The sequence below is a fragment of the Enterobacter cloacae complex sp. SHL009 genome (genome assembly GCF_049237205.1).
In the GTDB taxonomy this organism is placed as follows: domain Bacteria; phylum Pseudomonadota; class Gammaproteobacteria; order Enterobacterales; family Enterobacteriaceae; genus Enterobacter; species Enterobacter cloacae_M.
This window is the reverse complement of the sequence record NZ_JBMKIW010000006.1, coordinates 1-17,502: the sequence shown is the minus strand read 5'-3', so window position 1 is coordinate 17,502 and position 17,502 is coordinate 1. Positions and strand designations below refer to the sequence as shown.

Annotated in this window: 14 protein-coding genes and 5 tRNA genes; 15 read left to right on the top strand and 4 right to left on the bottom strand. The window is 55.3% G+C overall.

Annotated features, from left to right (window positions below):
• Positions 1-132: 132 nt before the first annotated feature.
• Complete coding sequence (locus ACOTZC_RS14870; RefSeq protein WP_024909080.1) at positions 133-795, bottom strand: OmpA family lipoprotein; 663 nt, start codon at positions 793-795, stop codon at positions 133-135.
• Between the two features lie 210 nt (positions 796-1,005).
• On the opposite strand from ACOTZC_RS14870, the gene ACOTZC_RS14865 reads away from it, so the two are divergent.
• Entirely contained in the window at positions 1,006-3,285 is a 2,280-nt protein-coding gene (locus ACOTZC_RS14865) for a molybdopterin guanine dinucleotide-containing S/N-oxide reductase (protein WP_421635871.1), read from the top strand.
• Here the strand turns inward: ACOTZC_RS14865 and ACOTZC_RS14860 are convergent.
• Together ACOTZC_RS14860 and tag are read right to left on the bottom strand one after the other, a co-directional pair.
• Positions 3,248-3,694 (bottom strand): N-acetyltransferase, encoded by a 447-nt coding sequence (locus ACOTZC_RS14860; RefSeq protein WP_023309956.1) that lies wholly within the window; start codon positions 3,692-3,694, stop codon positions 3,248-3,250. The genes ACOTZC_RS14865 and ACOTZC_RS14860 overlap by 38 nt on opposite strands.
• On the bottom strand, positions 3,672-4,253 hold the full coding sequence (gene tag, locus ACOTZC_RS14855; protein WP_023309957.1) for a DNA-3-methyladenine glycosylase I: 582 nt from the start codon (positions 4,251-4,253) through the stop codon (positions 3,672-3,674). The genes ACOTZC_RS14860 and tag overlap by 23 nt, the downstream gene beginning before the upstream one ends.
• A 154-nt stretch (positions 4,254-4,407) precedes the next feature.
• Between tag and ACOTZC_RS14850 the strand changes: the two genes are divergently transcribed.
• From ACOTZC_RS14850 to dppF, 9 genes are all read left to right on the top strand, one after another.
• On the top strand, positions 4,408-5,106 hold the full coding sequence (locus ACOTZC_RS14850) for an autotransporter domain-containing protein (RefSeq protein WP_045400217.1): 699 nt from the start codon (positions 4,408-4,410) through the stop codon (positions 5,104-5,106).
• Positions 5,107-5,344: 238 nt separating this feature from the next.
• Entirely contained in the window at positions 5,345-6,547 is a 1,203-nt protein-coding gene (locus tag ACOTZC_RS14845) for an L-lactate MFS transporter (RefSeq protein ID WP_023309959.1), read from the top strand.
• 239 nt (positions 6,548-6,786) lie between these two features.
• Positions 6,787-8,481: a kdo(2)-lipid A phosphoethanolamine 7''-transferase gene (eptB, locus tag ACOTZC_RS14840; RefSeq protein WP_126303869.1), complete on the top strand. Its 1,695-nt coding sequence runs from the start codon at positions 6,787-6,789 to the stop codon at positions 8,479-8,481.
• A 91-nt stretch (positions 8,482-8,572) separates the two neighbouring features.
• Positions 8,573-8,649, top strand: a tRNA-Pro gene (locus ACOTZC_RS14835).
• A gap of 620 nt (positions 8,650-9,269) precedes the next feature.
• A complete protein-coding gene (gene dppA, locus ACOTZC_RS14830; RefSeq protein WP_023309961.1) occupies positions 9,270-10,877 on the top strand; it encodes a dipeptide ABC transporter periplasmic-binding protein DppA in 1,608 nt (535 codons plus the stop codon).
• A gap of 160 nt (positions 10,878-11,037) precedes the next feature.
• Positions 11,038-12,057: a dipeptide ABC transporter permease DppB gene (gene dppB / locus ACOTZC_RS14825; protein ID WP_023309962.1), complete on the top strand. Its 1,020-nt coding sequence runs from the start codon at positions 11,038-11,040 to the stop codon at positions 12,055-12,057.
• A 9-nt stretch (positions 12,058-12,066) separates the two neighbouring features.
• Positions 12,067-12,969 (top strand): dipeptide ABC transporter permease DppC, encoded by a 903-nt coding sequence (gene dppC, locus ACOTZC_RS14820; RefSeq protein WP_045400214.1) that lies wholly within the window; start codon positions 12,067-12,069, stop codon positions 12,967-12,969.
• A gap of 10 nt (positions 12,970-12,979) precedes the next feature.
• Entirely contained in the window at positions 12,980-13,963 is a 984-nt protein-coding gene (dppD, locus tag ACOTZC_RS14815) for a dipeptide ABC transporter ATP-binding protein (protein WP_421635845.1), read from the top strand.
• Positions 13,960-14,973 (top strand): dipeptide ABC transporter ATP-binding subunit DppF, encoded by a 1,014-nt coding sequence (gene dppF, locus ACOTZC_RS14810; protein ID WP_126303867.1) that lies wholly within the window; start codon positions 13,960-13,962, stop codon positions 14,971-14,973. The genes dppD and dppF overlap by 4 nt, the downstream gene beginning before the upstream one ends.
• 44 nt (positions 14,974-15,017) lie before the next feature.
• Here dppF and coaA read toward each other — a convergent pair whose 3' ends face one another.
• The gene (coaA, locus tag ACOTZC_RS14805) at positions 15,018-15,968 is read right to left on the bottom strand and encodes a type I pantothenate kinase (RefSeq protein WP_032668002.1); all 951 of its coding nucleotides are present in this window, start codon (positions 15,966-15,968) and stop codon (positions 15,018-15,020) included.
• A 317-nt stretch (positions 15,969-16,285) separates the two neighbouring features.
• Between coaA and ACOTZC_RS14800 the strand changes: the two genes are divergently transcribed.
• The 5 genes from ACOTZC_RS14800 to ACOTZC_RS14780 form a co-directional block, all read left to right on the top strand.
• Positions 16,286-16,361 (top strand) — tRNA-Thr (locus tag ACOTZC_RS14800).
• An 8-nt stretch (positions 16,362-16,369) separates the two neighbouring features.
• A tRNA-Tyr gene (locus ACOTZC_RS14795) sits at positions 16,370-16,454 on the top strand.
• A gap of 117 nt (positions 16,455-16,571) precedes the next feature.
• Positions 16,572-16,646, top strand: a tRNA-Gly gene (locus ACOTZC_RS14790).
• Between the two features lie 6 nt (positions 16,647-16,652).
• A tRNA-Thr gene (locus ACOTZC_RS14785) sits at positions 16,653-16,728 on the top strand.
• A 118-nt stretch (positions 16,729-16,846) separates the two neighbouring features.
• Positions 16,847-17,502, top strand: a 656-nt coding sequence (locus tag ACOTZC_RS14780) for a GTP-binding protein (protein WP_228864667.1), incomplete at its 3' end; no start/stop codon positions are given.

Here is a 17,502-nt window from a genome sequence, read left to right as displayed (position 1 = left end):
CGAATCAAGTAATTTGCCCGGTGGCGCTGCGCTTACCGGAGGTTGCGGTCTGGTGCCCTCACCCCAGCCCTCTCCCACGGGAGAGGGGGCAACCACTAAAAACGGCAACGAGCGTTGCCGTTTTGCTTTTACCTACTGAATTGGGCTTAACGTAATCTCAACGCGGCGGTTCTGCGCTTTGCCTTCCGCCGTGCTGTTGCTGGCGATAGGGTTGGCAGGGCCCATGCCGCTGGTGCGGATGCGGTTTGCTTCAACGCCCTGAGTGATGAGCGAGCTGGCCACGGCGTCGGCGCGCTGCTGGGACAGACGCATGTTCAGATCCTGGCTGCCGGTGCTATCGGTATAGCCCATCACGTTCACGGCAGTCTTGTTGTACTCTTTCAGCACCATCGCCACGCCGGTGAGCGTATTCGCACCTGCTGGTTTCAGCGTTGCGCTGCTGCTGTCGAAGGTCACGTTGTTCGGCATGTTCAGGATGATGTTATCGCCGCTGCGCGTCACGCTCACGCCGGTTCCCTTCATTTTGTCGCGCAGCTTCGCTTCCTGCACGTCCATGTAATAACCAACGCCGCCGCCCAGCGCCGCGCCCGCCGCTGCGCCAATCAGAGCGCCTTTGCCGCGGTCTTTCTTCGAGGAGGAGAGCGCCCCAACGCCTGCGCCGACCAGCGAGCCGATACCCGCGCCAATGCCGGATTTACCCGCTTCACGCTCACCGGTGTAAGGGTTAGTTGTGCAGCCAGAAACAGCCAGTGCACCGCTCACCAGAGCGGCAATAACGAGTACGCGTTTTTTCATCTTCTTTCCTTAATCCTTTTTATTCTTTGCCACGGCGAGCGTGGCAGTTGATTATGACGTCCAGATACGGAGAAAATTCCGGGTATAACTCTGAAATTTGTGACAAACCATAAACTGCCTCAACAAGAAGGCCGTAACCTGCACGCAACCAGGAGCGCACGCTTGAGCACCTCAACGAAAACCATTCTGACCGCCGCCCACTGGGGGCCGATGCTGGTCGAAACCGATGGCGAAAATGTTCTGTCGTCCCGCGGGGCACTGCCAACCCAACATTCCAACTCGTTACAGACCGTCGTTCGCGATCAGGTGCATAGCAAAACGCGCGTGCGCTGGCCGATGGTGCGTAAAGGTTTTCTGGCCTCGCCGGATAAGCCACAGGGGATTCGCGGTCAGGATGAGTTTGTTCGCGTGAGCTGGGATGACGCGCTGGCGCTGATCCACGCCCAGCACAAGCGCATTCGCGACAGCTACGGTCCGTCGTCCATTTTCGCCGGGTCGTACGGCTGGCGTTCTAACGGCGTGCTGCACAAGGCCTCGACGCTGCTGCAGCGTTACATGAGCCTGGCGGGAGGCTATACCGGCCATCTGGGGGATTACTCCACCGGCGCGGCGCAGGCGATCATGCCGTACGTCGTGGGGGGGAGCGAAGTGTACCAGCAGCAGACCAGCTGGCCGCTGGTGCTGGCACATACCGACGTGGTGGTGCTCTGGAGCGCTAACCCCCTCAACACGCTGAAAATTGCCTGGAACGCCAGCGACGAGCAGGGCATCGGGTATTTCGACGCGCTGCGCAAAAGCGGCAAGCGCATCATCTGCATTGACCCGATGCGTTCTGAAACCATGGATTTCTTTGGCGACAGCGCCGAGTGGATTGCCCCGCATATGGGCACCGACGTGGCGATGATGCTGGGGATTGCCCATTCGCTGGTAGAAAACGGCTGGCACGACGTCGAATTCCTGACGCGCTGTACCACCGGTTTCGATAAATTCGCCGACTACCTGACGGGCCAATCCGATGGGGTGGTGAAAACGGCAGAGTGGGCGGCAAATATTTGCGGCGTTCCTGCAGTGAAAATCCGCGAACTGGCGGCGTTGTTCCATAAAAATACCACCATGTTAATGTCCGGCTGGGGAATGCAGCGTCAGCAGTTTGGCGAGCAAAAACACTGGATGCTGGTCACCCTTGCCGCAATGCTTGGGCAGATAGGCACGCCGGGCGGGGGTTTTGGTCTCTCCTATCACTTTGCGAACGGCGGTAACCCAACTCGTAAAGCGGCGGTGCTGGCGTCACTGCAAGGCTCGGTGCAGGGCGGCGTGGATGCCGTGGATAAAATCCCGGTGGCGCGTATTGTTGAAGCCCTGGAAAACCCGGGCGGTTTTTATCAGCACAACGGTCTGGACCGCCACTTCCCGGACATTAAATTTGTCTGGTGGGCGGGAGGATCGAACTTCACGCACCATCAGGATACCAACCGCCTGATACGCGCCTGGCAAAAGCCGGAGCTGGTGGTGATTTCCGAGTGCTTCTGGACCGGTTCGGCTAAGCATGCAGATATCGTGCTGCCGGCGACCACCTCGTTTGAGCGTAACGATCTCACCATGACCGGCGACTACAGCAACCAGCATATGGTCCCGATGAAGCGCGTTGTGGCCCCGCGCGATGAGGCGCGTGATGATTTTGACGTGTTTGCTGAACTGAGCGAGCTGTGGGAAGCGGGCGGTCGCGAGCGTTTTACCGAGGGGAAAAGCGATCTGCAATGGCTGGAGAGCTTCTACCAGATTGCCGGACAGCGTGGCGCGGCGCAGGGCGTGACGCTTCCGCCATTTGCTGAATTCTGGGAGGCGAACCAGCTCGTCGAGATGCCGGAGAGCGAACAGAACGCGAAGTTTGTCCGTTTTGCCGATTTCCGCCGCGACCCGGAGAGCCACCCGCTGAAAACCGAGAGTGGAAAGATCGTGATCTATAGCGAGCGTATCGCCAGCTTTGGCTATGCCGACTGCCCGCCACACCCTATGTGGCTCGAGCCGGACGAGTGGCACGGCAACGCCCAGCCGGAACAGCTGCAGGTGTTGTCTGCGCATCCCGCTCACCGTCTGCACAGCCAGCTTAACTATACCTCCCTGCGCGAGCAGTATGCGGTCGCCGGGCGAGAGCCGATCACGCTGAATACCCTTGATGCGAAAGCCCGCGGGATCGCGGACGGCGACGTGGTGCGCGTCTGGAACTCGCGCGGGCAGGTGCTGGCAGGGGCAGTGGTGAGCGACGGGATTAAACCGGGCGTGATCTGCATTCATCAGGGCGCATGGCCCGACCTTGAGCCCGACGAGGGAGGGATCTGTAAAAACGGGGCGGTTAACGTGCTGACCAAAGATCTCCCCAGCTCGAAACTGGGGAATGGCTGCGCAGGGAACACGGCGCTGGCCTGGGTAGAGAAATATCAGGGACCCGAGCTTACCTTAACGGCGTTTGATCCGCCTGCCAGCTCATGATCCATGTCGGGTGCTGGGTATCATCCTGCCAGGCGCTGTCTTCAATGCGAAAGCCCTGAGCATGGTAGAAATTCACCGCCCGCACATTTTTCTGATATACCTCCAGCGTTAAATGCGGGAAGCGCTGTTGAACATGGTTCAGCAGCGCGCGCCCGATGCCTTTCCCTATGCATGACGGTGCGACAAACAGCGCGCCGACAAACTGAGACTGCATCACGCTGATAAATCCGCAAGGTTCGCCATCCTCTTCCCAGACCCAGGTTTCCGCCGACGGAAGGTAAACGTCCCGCACCATGGCCTCGTTCTCTTTCCAGTAACCCGGCTCGATAAACGGATGCGCTTCCGTGGTGCTTTCAAGCCACAGGCTCAGAAGCGGCGCGGTATTCTCACTTTGCCATTTGCGGATCATGATGGCCTCCCGGATGACAGAAGCAGCCGGTAACATGGTCGTTGACCAGGCCACAGGCCTGCATAAAGGCGTAGCAGATGGTGGAACCGACAAACTTAAAGCCGCGTTTTTTCAGGGCTTTCGAGAGTGCATCCGAGGCCGGGGTGGAGGCCGGGATTTCCGCAAGCGTGGCGGCCTGGGTGACCTGCGGATCGTTGTTCACAAACGTCCAGACAAACTCTGAGAACGATTCACCGTTTTGTTCCATTGCCAGATAAGCGCGTGCGTTACCGATGATGGCCTGGATCTTACCGCGATGGCGGATGATGCCCGCGTCCTGCACCAGTCGTTCCACGTCCTCATCGGTCATGGCGGCGACGGCAACAGGATCGAACTGGTGGAAGGCGTTGCGGTAGTTTTCGCGTTTCTTCAGTACCGTAATCCACGACAGCCCCGCCTGCTGGCCCTCCAGGCAGATCATCTCAAAGAGTTTTTTGCCATCCGTTTCCGGCACGCCCCATTCCCGATCGTGATAGTCGATATAAAGCTGATCCTGGCTTACCCAACCGCAACGTTCCATCCGTCATCTCCCTTATTACTACTGATTTCGCAAAATTTTCATTCTGACTGGCTTGACGTGTTTACTATAAAGACAATAGTTAATACAAGGTCTATAAGTTCTTCCTGAATAACGACAAATATCGCCGAATTCGGCTCTCTCTGGGGTCGCGTTGATGATGATAAAAAAAATCAGTGGTCGCCATGCTGCTTCTGGCCTGGTGGGAATTTCAGCCTGCCTGTTTTTTTGTAATACAGCGTCTGCCTGGCAACAGGAATATATCGTTTCAGATGCCCAAAATAATACGGCGGAACGCTATACATGGGATGCGGATCACCAACCGCGTTATGAGGATATTCTGGCTGAGCGTATTCAGTCTTCGCAGAACGCACCGGGACTTGCCCTGAATATACCGTCTGGCAGAACGACGGAGGGGGCAATGAGCGTGGGCTGGAATTTTCCCGTTTCAGCACGTATCACCACCGGCCCGGTGGTGGCGTGGCGATACGACGGCACGGCGCCCATGATGATCAACGAGTTTGGTGATAGCGCGTCGACGCAGGCAATCACCGACCCGCTCTGGCATGCCAGCGTCAGCACGCTTGGATGGCGCGTGAATACCCAGTACGGCGATCTTCGTCCATGGGCGCAGATTAGCTATAACCAGCAGTTTGGTGAAAACCAGTGGAAATCGCAGTTTGGAATGCCGCAAACGCCAGCCCCTGCCCAAAGCGGTAGCTGGATGGATGTCACCGTGGGAACGGATATTCCCTTTAACACGTACATGGCGGCCTATGCGTCGCTGGCTCAGGGGGAGCACACCACCACCGGTGAGGAGTTTTTATACACTCTCGGCGTTAGCGCGAAATTCTAGAGTTGTTACTTTTTTAAACGTTACGATAACATCTCGAATACAATAACCACGGGCTTTACAGCGATAGCAGATACTAACATGCTGTCGCTTTATTCCCGGGCCAGGCCATTCATTCCCGATTCCAGGCATTTCATTCCGTTCCGCCTGCATTTCATGCCGTTTTACCCCAGGCGTTTTAAGGTTTTGTTTATCGTTGTCCTCAGCGAACTTCCTTAATTTCTCTTGCAGGACAACTGCCATGAACACATCAACCTATAACCGCACGCGCTGGCTTACGCTCTTTGGCACCATCGTCACCCAGTTTGCGCTGGGGTCGGTCTATACCTGGAGCCTGTTTAACAGCGCGCTTTCCGACAAACTCGGCGCGCCGGTCAGCCAGGTTGCGTTCTCCTTTGGTCTGCTGAGCCTGGGTCTGGCGATTTCGTCTTCCGTCGCGGGCAAGCTGCAGGAGCGTTTTGGCGTGAAGCGTGTGACCATGGCGTCCGGCATTCTGCTGGGGTTGGGCTTTTTCCTGACGGCGCATTCCAGCAACCTGATGATGCTGTGGCTGAGCGCCGGCGTGCTGGTGGGTCTGGCCGATGGCGCAGGTTACCTGCTGACTCTGTCGAACTGCGTGAAGTGGTTCCCGGAACGTAAAGGCTTAATCTCCGCGTTCGCCATCGGCTCTTATGGCCTGGGCAGCCTCGGGTTCAAATTTATCGACGCCCACCTGCTGGCGTCCGTTGGCCTCGAAAAAACCTTTATGATCTGGGGCGCAATCGTGCTGGTGATGATTTTGTTCGGCGCCACGCTGATGAAAGATGCGCCGCAGCAGGAAGTGAAATCCGTTAACGGCGTGGTGGAGAACGACTTCACCCTCGCGCAGTCCATGCGTAAGCCGCAGTACTGGATGCTGGCGGTGATGTTCCTGACGGCCTGCATGAGCGGTCTGTATGTCATCGGCGTGGCGAAGGATATCGCGCAGGGGATGGTGAAGCTGGATGCGGCTACGGCGGCGAATGCGGTGACGGTCATCTCCATTGCCAACCTCTCCGGTCGTCTGGTGCTCGGTATTCTGTCTGACAAAATTGCCCGCATCCGTGTGATTACGATTGGGCAGGTGGTTTCGCTGGTCGGTATGGCGGCGCTGCTGTTCGCTCCGCTGAATGAAGCCACCTTCTTCGCGGCGATTGCCTGCGTGGCCTTTAACTTCGGTGGCACTATTACCGTCTTCCCGTCACTGGTGAGCGAGTTCTTTGGCCTGAACAATCTGGCGAAAAACTACGGCGTTATCTATCTGGGCTTCGGGATTGGCAGTATCTGCGGCTCGCTGATTGCCTCCCTGTTCGGCGGCTTCTACGTGACCTTCTGCGTCATATTTGCCCTGCTGATTATCTCGCTGGCGCTCTCGACCACGATTCGCCAGCCGCAGCGCGAAGTATTCAAAGAAGCGCACGCGTAAGCTGTATGAAAGAGGCCTCCGTGGCCTCTTTTTTCTTTATGCGAGACGCTTCCCGTCTCGATATTTTGTAAAAATTTACACCGATCACACTCTCTGCTGCCACTTTTCTCTCCCGCTGTGGTCTACTTACCGCGCTTGTAGACGTTTCTCATAACGCTTCCTTACGCATTTACTTACTCTGTCCGCTTTCTCTTTGAGATTCGACGGGTCTTTATACCCCTTCCCCCAGGGTTGTTTGCATGAAATACATTAGGTCTCTTACCCAGCAAAGATTGTGTCTGATGCTGGCTGTCTATATCGGATTATTTCTGAATGGCGCGGTACTGTTCAGAAGAGTGGAAGGGTATGTTGAAAACCTTACCCTAAGTAATGGTATATTTGCCGCAATAGAAGTATTCGGCTCCGTCCTCGCTACATTCTTCCTCTTACGCCTGCTGTCCCTTTTTGGCCGACGTACCTGGCAAATTTTGGCCTCGCTGGTGGTGATTATTTCCGCCGCCGCAAGCTATTACATGACCTTTATGAACGTGGTCATTGGGTACGGTATCGTTGCCTCGGTGATGACCACGGATATCGATCTCTCGAAAGAGGTGGTAGGGAAAGGCTTCATCGTCTGGACGGTTTTAACCTGCCTGATCCCGCTGTTCTTTATCTGGAACAATACGTGCCGCTATACGCTGTTACGCCAGCTGCGCACGCGTGGACAGCGGATCCGCAATATCGTCGTCGTCCTGCTGGCCGGTCTGCTGGTATGGGCGCCTATCCGCCTGATGGAAACGCAGCAAAAACGCGTTGAAAAAGCGACGGGCGTGGATATGCCAAGCTATGGCGGCGTGGTGGCAAACTCGTATTTGCCATCTAACTGGCTGTCAGCGTTAGGTCTGTATGCCTGGGCGCAGGCGGATGAATCCGGTGATGTTAAGTCGCTGATCAATCCACTGAAAAAATTCACCTACCAGCCGCCAGCCGACGGGCTTGATGATACGTACGTCGTTTTTGTCATTGGCGAAACGACGCGCTGGGATCATATGGGCATTCTCGGCTATAACCGGGATACCACGCCAAAGCTGGCGCAGGAGAAGAACCTGGTGGCTTACCGGGGTTACTCCTGCGATACCGCGACCAAGCTTTCGCTGCGCTGTATGTTTGTTCGCGAAGGCGGTGCAAGCGATAACCCGCAGCGCACGCTGAAAGAGCAAAACGTCTTTGCCGTGCTAAAGCAGCTTGGATTTAGCTCAGACCTGTTCGCCATGCAAAGTGAGATGTGGTTCTACACCAATACCCTGGCAGATAACATCGCGTACCGTGAGCAGATTGGCGCCGAACCGCGTAACCGCGGTAAAAACGTCGACGACATGCTGCTGCTGGAAGAGATGTCGCAATCCCTCAAGAATCATCCGCAGGGCAAGCATCTTGTCATTCTGCATACCAAAGGATCGCATTACAGCTATTACCAGCGCTACACGCGTGATTTCGCGAAGTGGCAGCCTGAGTGCGTGGGCATTAATAAAGACTGCAGCAAGCAGGAGCTGATCAATGCCTATGATAACTCGGTGCTGTATGTGGATACCTTCCTGAGCCGGGTGATCGACCAGCTGCGCGATAAGAAAGCGATTGTGATTTATGCGGCAGACCACGGTGAATCCATCAACGAGAAAGAGCATCTGCACGGTACGCCGCGCAAGCTGGCACCGCCTGAACAGTTCCGCGTGCCGATGATCATGTGGATGTCGGATAAGTACCTGGAAAACCCGGAGAAGGCGAAGATGTTTGCTCAGCTGAAGAAAGAGGCGGAGATGAAGGTGCCGCGTCGTCACGTTGAGCTGTACGACACCATTATGGGTTGTCTCGGCTATACCTCACCGAACGGTGGGATTAACGAAAACAACAACTGGTGTAAACTCCCTGATAACAGCGTAAAAGCCGCGCAGTAGCTGCCCTGGCGAGAATATCGCCAGTTGAATGGCTTTTTGAAAATAAGGGATTGACGGGGGCGCACCTCAGCAGTAAGATGCGCTCCGCATTCGGCGAGTAGCGCAGCTTGGTAGCGCAACTGGTTTGGGACCAGTGGGTCGGAGGTTCGAATCCTCTCTCGCCGACCACATTCTGAAAAGGGCTAACCGCAAGGTTAGCCCTTTTTGCATTATGATCTTATCCCGTCAGAGTATCCAAAACGCCCCTTAGGCCTGCTTCTCCCTGCCTGTTAACGATTTTGTGACATAATCCATTGTATTTTTTTATATATAGATTGATCTTTTTTCGCGTTGCTTATGGATAACCTCAGCATTTTTCGCTGTGCGTTTTAACGTTCGCGGTATTTAGTGCTCAGATAATCACCATTCTGCAAGAAAATTTACCCATTCTGAATAAAAGTTAATCACTGATTGTTGCGAAATATGAAGAGACTTGTGCTGCAAGATAGCGAGTAGCATAAATTTCCCTGCTGAAAACTGGCATGCATAGTTTTTTTAATCTTTGTTTGCGGTTTCTCACACTCAGCGTAAATCCCCGTCACCTGTATTGACGTTTTCACATTCTGTTGACAGATTGTAGGGCATGAGGGGCATTTCAGGGACGATCTGCGCTGCAACTCAAACGCTCTTCTGAAAGGATTCTCCATCCCTTTAAAGCCTTCGGGCATCACCGACCGGACCGGGTAAAAAATAAATAAAGGTCTGGCGGCGTAACACAACAAAGCAAAACATCACATTGGAGCAGAATAATGAGTATTTCCTTGAAGAAGTCAGGGATGCTGAAGCTTGGTCTGAGCCTGGTGGCTATGACCGTGGCAGCAAGCGTACAGGCAAAAACCCTGGTTTACTGTTCTGAAGGCTCGCCGGAAGGCTTTAACCCACAGCTCTTTACCTCTGGTACGACTTACGACGCAAGCTCTGTACCGATCTATAACCGTCTGGTTGAATTCAAAACCGGTACCACGGAAGTAATTCCGGGTCTGGCCGAGAAGTGGGACGTCAGCGAAGACGGCAAAACCTATACCTTCCACCTGCGCCAGGGCGTGAAGTGGCAGGACAGCAAAGATTTCAAACCAACGCGCGACTTTAACGCCGACGACGTTGTGTTCTCTTTCGACCGTCAGAAAAACGCTCAGAACCCGTACCATAAAGTGTCTGGCGGCAGCTATGAATACTTCGAAGGGATGGGTCTGCCTGACCTGATTGCTGAAGTGAAAAAAGTGGACGATAAAACGGTTCAGTTCGTGCTGACGCGTCCGGAAGCGCCATTCCTGGCTGACCTGGCCATGGACTTCGCCTCAATTCTGTCCAAAGAGTACGCGGACAACATGCTGAAAGCCGGTACGCCGGAGAAAGTTGACCTGAATCCAATCGGTACCGGTCCATTCCAGCTGCTGCAGTACCAGAAAGACTCCCGCATTCTGTATAAAGCGTTCGAAGGCTATTGGGGCACCAAGCCGCAGATCGACCGTCTGGTCTTCTCCATCACGCCTGATGCTTCCGTGCGTTACGCAAAACTGCAGAAAAACGAATGCCAGGTGATGCCGTACCCGAACCCGGCTGATATCGCCCGTATGAAGCAGGACAAGAACATCAACCTGCTGGAGCAGGCCGGCCTGAACGTGGGCTATCTCTCCTTTAACACCGAGAAGAAACCGTTTGATGACGTGAAAGTGCGTCAGGCGCTGACCTACGCGGTGAACAAAGAAGCGATCATCAAGGCGGTTTACCAGGGCGCTGGCGTTGCTGCCAAAAACCTGATCCCACCAACCATGTGGGGTTATAACGACGACGTTAAAGACTACACCTACGATCCTGAGAAAGCGAAAGCGCTGCTGAAAGAAGCTGGCCAGGATAAAGGCTTTACCGTTGAGCTGTGGGCGATGCCGGTACAGCGTCCTTACAACCCGAACGCACGCCGTATGGCGGAAATGGTTCAGGCTGACTGGGCTAAGGTTGGCGTTCAGGCCAAGATTGTGACCTACGAGTGGGGCGAGTACCTGAAGCGCGCCAAAGCGGGTGAGCACCAGGCGGTAATGATGGGCTGGACCGGTGATAACGGGGATCCGGACAACTTCTTCGCCACCCTGTTCAGCTGCGCGGCGGCGAAAGACGGTTCTAACTACTCTCGCTGGTGCTACAAGCCGTTTGAAGACCTGATCCAGCCGGCGCGTGCGACCGACGATCACAACAAACGTATTGAACTGTACAAGCAGGCTCAGGTTGTTATGCACGATCAGGCTCCGGCGCTGATTGTTGCTCACTCCACCGTGTACGAGCCAGTGCGTAAAGAAGTGAAAGGCTACGTGGTAGATCCACTGGGCAAACACCACTTCGAAAACGTATCGGTTGAATAATAAGTAGGGTGTTCTCCCTCTCCCTCTGGAGAGGGCAGGGGTGAGGGGCGTGCATGCATCCCCTCACCCTAACTCTCTCCCGCTGGGAGAGGGAATTTACATTTGTGAGCAATACAGACGTCACGCCACTGGTCGTGCGTCATCAGAGAGAATCCGGGTTATGTTGCAGTTCATCCTCCGACGTCTGGGACTTGTCATCCCCACGTTTATCGGTATCACCCTTCTCACTTTTGCCTTCGTCCATATGATCCCCGGCGACCCGGTAATGATTATGGCGGGCGAGCGTGGTATTTCCCCTGAGCGCCATGCACAGCTGCTGGCGGAACTCGGTCTCGATAAGCCGATGTGGCAGCAGTACCTCCACTATATCTGGGGCGTGTTGCACGGTGATTTAGGGATTTCGCTGAAAAGCCGCCTTCCGGTGTGGGACGAGTTCGTGCCGCGTTTTAAAGCGACGCTGGAGCTTGGCATCTGCGCCATGATTTTCGCCACTGCGGTGGGTATTCCTGTCGGGGTACTGGCTGCCGTCAAGCGTGGCTCTATTTTTGACCATACCGCCGTGGGCCTGGCGCTGACCGGCTACTCCATGCCTATCTTCTGGTGGGGCATGATGCTGATCATGCTGGTATCGGTGCAGCTTAACCTGACGCCGGTCTCCGGGCGCGTCAGCGATATGGTCTTCCTGGATGACTCCAACCCGCTCACCGGCTTTATGCTGATTGATACGGCTATCTGGGGCGAAGAGGGCAACTTCATTGATGCCGTGGCGCACATGATCCTGCCTGCCATGGTGCTGGGCACCATTCCTCTGGCGGTGATCGTGCGAATGACCCGTTCATCGATGCTGGAAGTGCTGGGTGAGGATTATATCCGCACCGCGCGCGCAAAGGGCCTGACGCGTATGCGCGTCATCATCGTTCATGCGCTGCGTAATGCCATGCTGCCGGTGGTGACCGTTATCGGTCTCCAGGTTGGGACGTTGCTGGCGGGGGCGATCCTGACCGAAACCATCTTCTCCTGGCCGGGCCTTGGACGCTGGCTGATTGACGCGCTGCAACGCCGTGACTATCCGGTTGTGCAGGGCGGTGTACTGCTGGTCGCGACGATGATTATCCTCGTCAACCTGCTGGTCGATTTGCTGTACGGCGTGGTGAACCCGCGTATTCGTCATAAGAAGTAAGGGACCATCATGTCACAAGTCACTCAAAATAAAGTGGTCGCTGCACCGGTTCCTATGACGCCGCTGCAGGAATTCTGGCACTACTTCAAGCGCAATAAAGGCGCGGTGGTAGGGCTGGTGTATGTCGTAATCATGATCCTGATTGCGGTGTTTGCGAATTTCCTCGCACCGTATAACCCGGCGGACCAGTTCCGCGATGCGCTGCTCGCGCCGCCTGCGTGGCAGGACGGCGGCAGCCTGGCGCACCTGCTGGGTACCGATGACGTGGGCCGCGACGTGCTGTCGCGTCTGATGTACGGCGCGCGCCTGTCGCTGCTGGTCGGCTGCCTGGTGGTGGTGTTATCCCTGATTATGGGGATCGTGCTGGGTCTGATTGCCGGTTACTTCGGCGGTATCGTTGATAATATCATCATGCGTATCGTTGACATCATGCTGGCGCTGCCAAGCCTGCTGCTGGCGCTGGTGCTGGTGGCGATCTTCGGCCCGTCGATAGGCAATGCCGCGCTGGCGTTGACCTTCGTGGCGCTCCCTCACTACGTGCGTTTAACCCGTGCGGCGGTGCTGGTGGAAGTGAACCGCGATTACGTCACCGCCTCTCGCGTGGCGGGTGCCGGTGCGATGCGCCAGATGTTCGTGAATATCTTCCCAAACTGCCTTGCGCCGCTGATTGTTCAGGCGTCGCTCGGTTTCTCTAACGCCATTCTTGATATGGCCGCTCTTGGCTTCCTGGGCATGGGTGCGCAGCCGCCAACACCGGAGTGGGGCACGATGCTCTCCGACGTGTTGCAGTTCGCACAAAGCGCCTGGTGGGTTGTCACCTTCCCGGGTCTGGCAATCCTGCTGACGGTGCTGGCATTTAACCTGATGGGTGATGGCCTGCGTGATGCGCTTGATCCCAAACTGAAGCAGTAAGAGGCACGAGATGGCGTTATTAAATGTAGATAAATTATCGGTGCACTTCGGCGACGAAGGCACCCCGTTTCGCGCCGTGGACCGCATCAGCTACAGCGTAAATCAGGGCGAAGTGGTAGGCATTGTCGGGGAATCCGGTTCCGGTAAGTCGGTGAGTTCACTGGCGATCATGGGGCTGATTGATTACCCGGGCCGCGTGATGGCGGAAAACCTACAGTTCAACGGTCAGGATCTGAAGCGCATTTCTGAAAAACAGCGCCGCCAGCTGGTGGGCGCCGAAGTGGCGATGATTTTCCAGGAACCGATGACCAGCCTTAACCCCTGCTACACCGTTGGTTTCCAGATTATGGAAGCGATTAAGGTGCATCAGGGTGGGAATAAGAAAACCCGTCGCCAGCGCGCGATCGATCTGCTGAACCAGGTAGGTATTCCTGACCCGGCATCGCGCCTGGACGTTTACCCGCATCAGCTCTCCGGTGGGATGAGCCAGCGCGTGATGATCGCGATGGCGATAGCCTGTCGGCCAAAGCTGCTGATTGCGGATGAACCGACGACGGCGCTGGATGTGACCATTCAGGCACAAATCATCGAACTCCTGCTGGAGCTGCAGCAGAAAGAGAATATGGCGCTGGTGCTGATTACGCACGATCTGGCGCTGGTGGCCGAAGCGGCGCACAAAATCATCGTGATGTATGCGGGCCAGGTGGTTGAGACCGGAAATTCTCACGATATCTTCCGCGCGCCGCGTCACCCGTATACCCAGGCGCTTTTACGCGCGCTGCCGGAGTTTGCCCAGGACAAAGCGCGTCTGGCGTCGCTGCCGGGTGTGGTACCGGGTAAATATGACCGTCCGCAGGGCTGTCTGCTCAATCCGCGCTGTCCGTATGCAACGGACAAATGCCGGGCAGAAGAGCCTGAGCTGAACCAGCTTGCTGACGGCCGTCAGTCGAAATGCCACTACCCACTCGATGATGCCGGGAGGCCAACACTATGAGTACGCAACAGGCCACCACGCAACAACCGCTGTTGCAGGCCATCGACCTGAAAAAATACTACCCGGTGAATAAGGGGCTGTTTGCCCCTGAACGCCTGGTGAAAGCGCTGGACGGCGTCTCTTTTAACCTCGAACGCGGTAAAACGCTGGCGGTGGTGGGGGAGTCAGGCTGCGGCAAATCCACGCTGGGCCGTCTGCTGACGATGATTGAAGTGCCGACCGGCGGGGAGCTCTACTATCAGGGGCAGGATCTGCTCAAGCACGATCCGCAGGCGCAGAAGCTGCGCCGCCAGAAAATCCAGATTGTGTTCCAGAACCCGTATGGTTCTTTGAACCCGCGTAAAAAAGTCGGGCAGATTCTGGAAGAGCCGCTGCTGATCAACAGTAATTTGAGTAAAGAGCAGCGCCGTGAAAAGGCGCTGGCGATGATGGCGAAGGTCGGCCTCAAAACCGAGCATTACGATCGCTATCCGCACATGTTCTCCGGCGGCCAGCGTCAGCGTATTGCGATCGCCCGCGGGCTGATGCTCGATCCGGACGTGGTGATTGCCGATGAGCCGGTCTCCGCGCTCGACGTATCCGTGCGTGCGCAGGTGCTGAACCTGATGATGGATCTCCAGCAGGAGCTGGGGCTGTCTTACGTGTTCATCTCCCACGACCTGTCGGTGGTAGAGCATATTGCCGATGAAGTGATGGTGATGTACCTGGGGCGCTGCGTGGAGAAGGGGACTAAAGACCAGATCTTTAATAACCCTCGTCACCCGTATACTCAGGCGCTGCTGTCTGCGACGCCGCGTCTGAACCCGGACGATCGTCGTGAGCGTATTAAGCTGACGGGTGAACTGCCAAGCCCACTGAATCCGCCTCCGGGATGTGCATTCAATGCCCGCTGCAGTCGCCGCTTCGGTCCGTGCACCCAGCTCCAGCCGCAGCTGAAGGATTATGGCGGCCAGCTGGTTGCCTGCTTCGCGGTCGATCAGGATGAAAATGGCGAGAAGCCACAGGCATAACGAAAAAAACCGGCGTTAAGCCGGTTTTTTTTATGTCTGCTTGATTATTTCCGCAGGCGAATCTGGTCGACGGCGTGCTTCTCGCTCTTGGTGAGGATCAGGCTCGCACGCTCGCGCGTCGGCAGGATGTTCTCTTTGAGGTTCACGTAGTTGATCTCATTCCACAGCCCCGTGGCCACGCCGATCGCTTCTTCTTCAGAAAGCTGAGCATAGTGGTGGAAATAGGAATCCGGGTCGGTAAACGCCCCTTCGCGGAACTTCAGGAAGCGGTTGATGTACCAGTTTTGCAGCAGGTCTTCCGGCGCATCGACATAAATAGAGAAATCGACGAAATCCGAGACGAATACGTGATGCGGGTCGTGAGGATAGTCCATCCCGCTTTGCAGCACGTTCAGACCTTCCAGAATCAGGATGTCCGGCTGGACCACGGTTTTATCCCCACCCGGGATGCGATCGTAGATCAGGTGCGAATAGACTGGTGCAGTCACGTGCGGCACGCCGGATTTCAGGTCAGAGACAAATTTCACCAGCCGGTGCATATCGTAAGAGAGCGGGAAGCCCTTCTTCTTCATCAGCCCGCGTTCTTTTAACACCTCGTTCGGGTGCAGGAAGCCGTCGGTGGTAATCAGCTCCACGCTGCGGTGTTCCGGCCAGCGGCTCAACAGCGCCTGCAGGACGCGCGCGGTGGTACTTTTACCCACGGCCACGCTGCCTGCGATACTAATGATATAAGGAATACGTTGACCGTTCGTCCCGAGAAACTGCTCCAGCACGGCCTGACGACGCAGGTTCGAGCTGATATAGAAGTTAAGCAAGCGAGAGAGGGGGAGATAAATTTCTGCCACTTCTTCCAGGGACAGATCTTCGTTTATCCCTTTTAACCGTGCGATTTCACCTTCCGTCAGCGTCATAGGGACGGAATCACGCAGGGCAGCCCACTGGCTGCGGTTAAAGTGAAGATAAGGCGTCATTAACGTTTGCTCTTTTTTGCTCATAAGCATGCTTCAGTGAGCCAGTATCACACTGTCGGATCATGGCTCATCACACAGTTAATTTTGGACAATGGGCAGGAGGTTAACACCAGATGACGGGAATAATAAGAAAAAAGATGGAAAGCGCTGCGTTACGCGGAAGCCGTCACGCTACGGTGAATACGGTGCAAATCACGATGATATGTTGAATATTTGACCTCAAATGACTACTTTTACAGCGTCCGACACGCTCTTCGCATAAAATGTGAGCGAAAGAACGTTTTATGCAAATTTTTAGTTGCATGACCGCGCAGGTATCCATAGAATGCGCGCTACTTGATGCCGACTTAGCTCAGTAGGTAGAGCAACTGACTTGTAATCAGTAGGTCACCAGTTCGATTCCGGTAGTCGGCACCATCAAGTCCGGTGGGGTTCCCGAGCGGCCAAAGGGAGCAGACTGTAAATCTGCCGTCACAGACTTCGAAGGTTCGAATCCTTCCCCCACCACCACTTTCTGGCAGCGTAAATGCCGCCGGAGCTGGTTGGAAAAATTAGCCAGCTCAAACTGAAAAAGAGAGAAATCTCTTTTTTTGTTACAGAAAGAACTGGGTAGCCGAGTTTCAGGATGCGGGCATCGTATAATGGCTATTACCTCAGCCTTCCAAGCTGATGATGCGGGTTCGATTCCCGCTGCCCGCTCCAATACGTGCTGATATGGCTCAGTTGGTAGAGCGCACCCTTGGTAAGGGTGAGGTCCCCAGTTCGACTCTGGGTATCAGCACCACTTCACTTCTCCTTCCCGTTTCTCTCTGTTTCAATTTTACTGTATTCAACAATTCAGGCATTTCGCCTGGTTGATGTGGTGATATCACCGATTTATCCGTGTCTTAGAGGGACAATCGATGTCTAAAGAAAAGTTTGAACGTACAAAACCGCACGTTAACGTCGGTACTATCGGCCACGTTGACCATGGTAAAACAACGCTGACCGCTGCAATCACTACCGTTCTGGCAAAAACCTACGGTGGTTCTGCTCGCGCATTCGACCAGATCGATAACGCGCCAGAAGAAAAAGCGCGTGGTATCACCATCAACACTTCCCACGTTGAATATGACACCCCGACTCGCCACTACGCACACGTAGACTGCCCAGGCCACGCCGACTATGTTAAAAACATGATCACCGGTGCTGCGCAGATGGACGGCGCGATCCTGGTTGTTGCTGCGACTGACGGCCCAATGCCTCAGACTCGTGAGCACATCCTGCTGGGTCGTCAGGTAGGCGTTCCTTTCATCATCGTGTTCCTGAACAAATGCGACATGGTTGATGACGAAGAGCTGCTGGAACTGGTAGAGATGGAAGTTCGTGAACTGCTGTCTCAGTATGATTTCCCGGGCGACGATACTCCAATCGTTCGTGGTTCTGCTCTGAAAGCGCTGGAAGGCGACGCAGAGTGGGAAGCGAAAATCATCGAACTGGCTGGCTTCCTGGATTCTTACATCCCAGAACCAGAGCGTGCGATTGACAAGCCATTCCTGCTGCCAATCGAAGACGTATT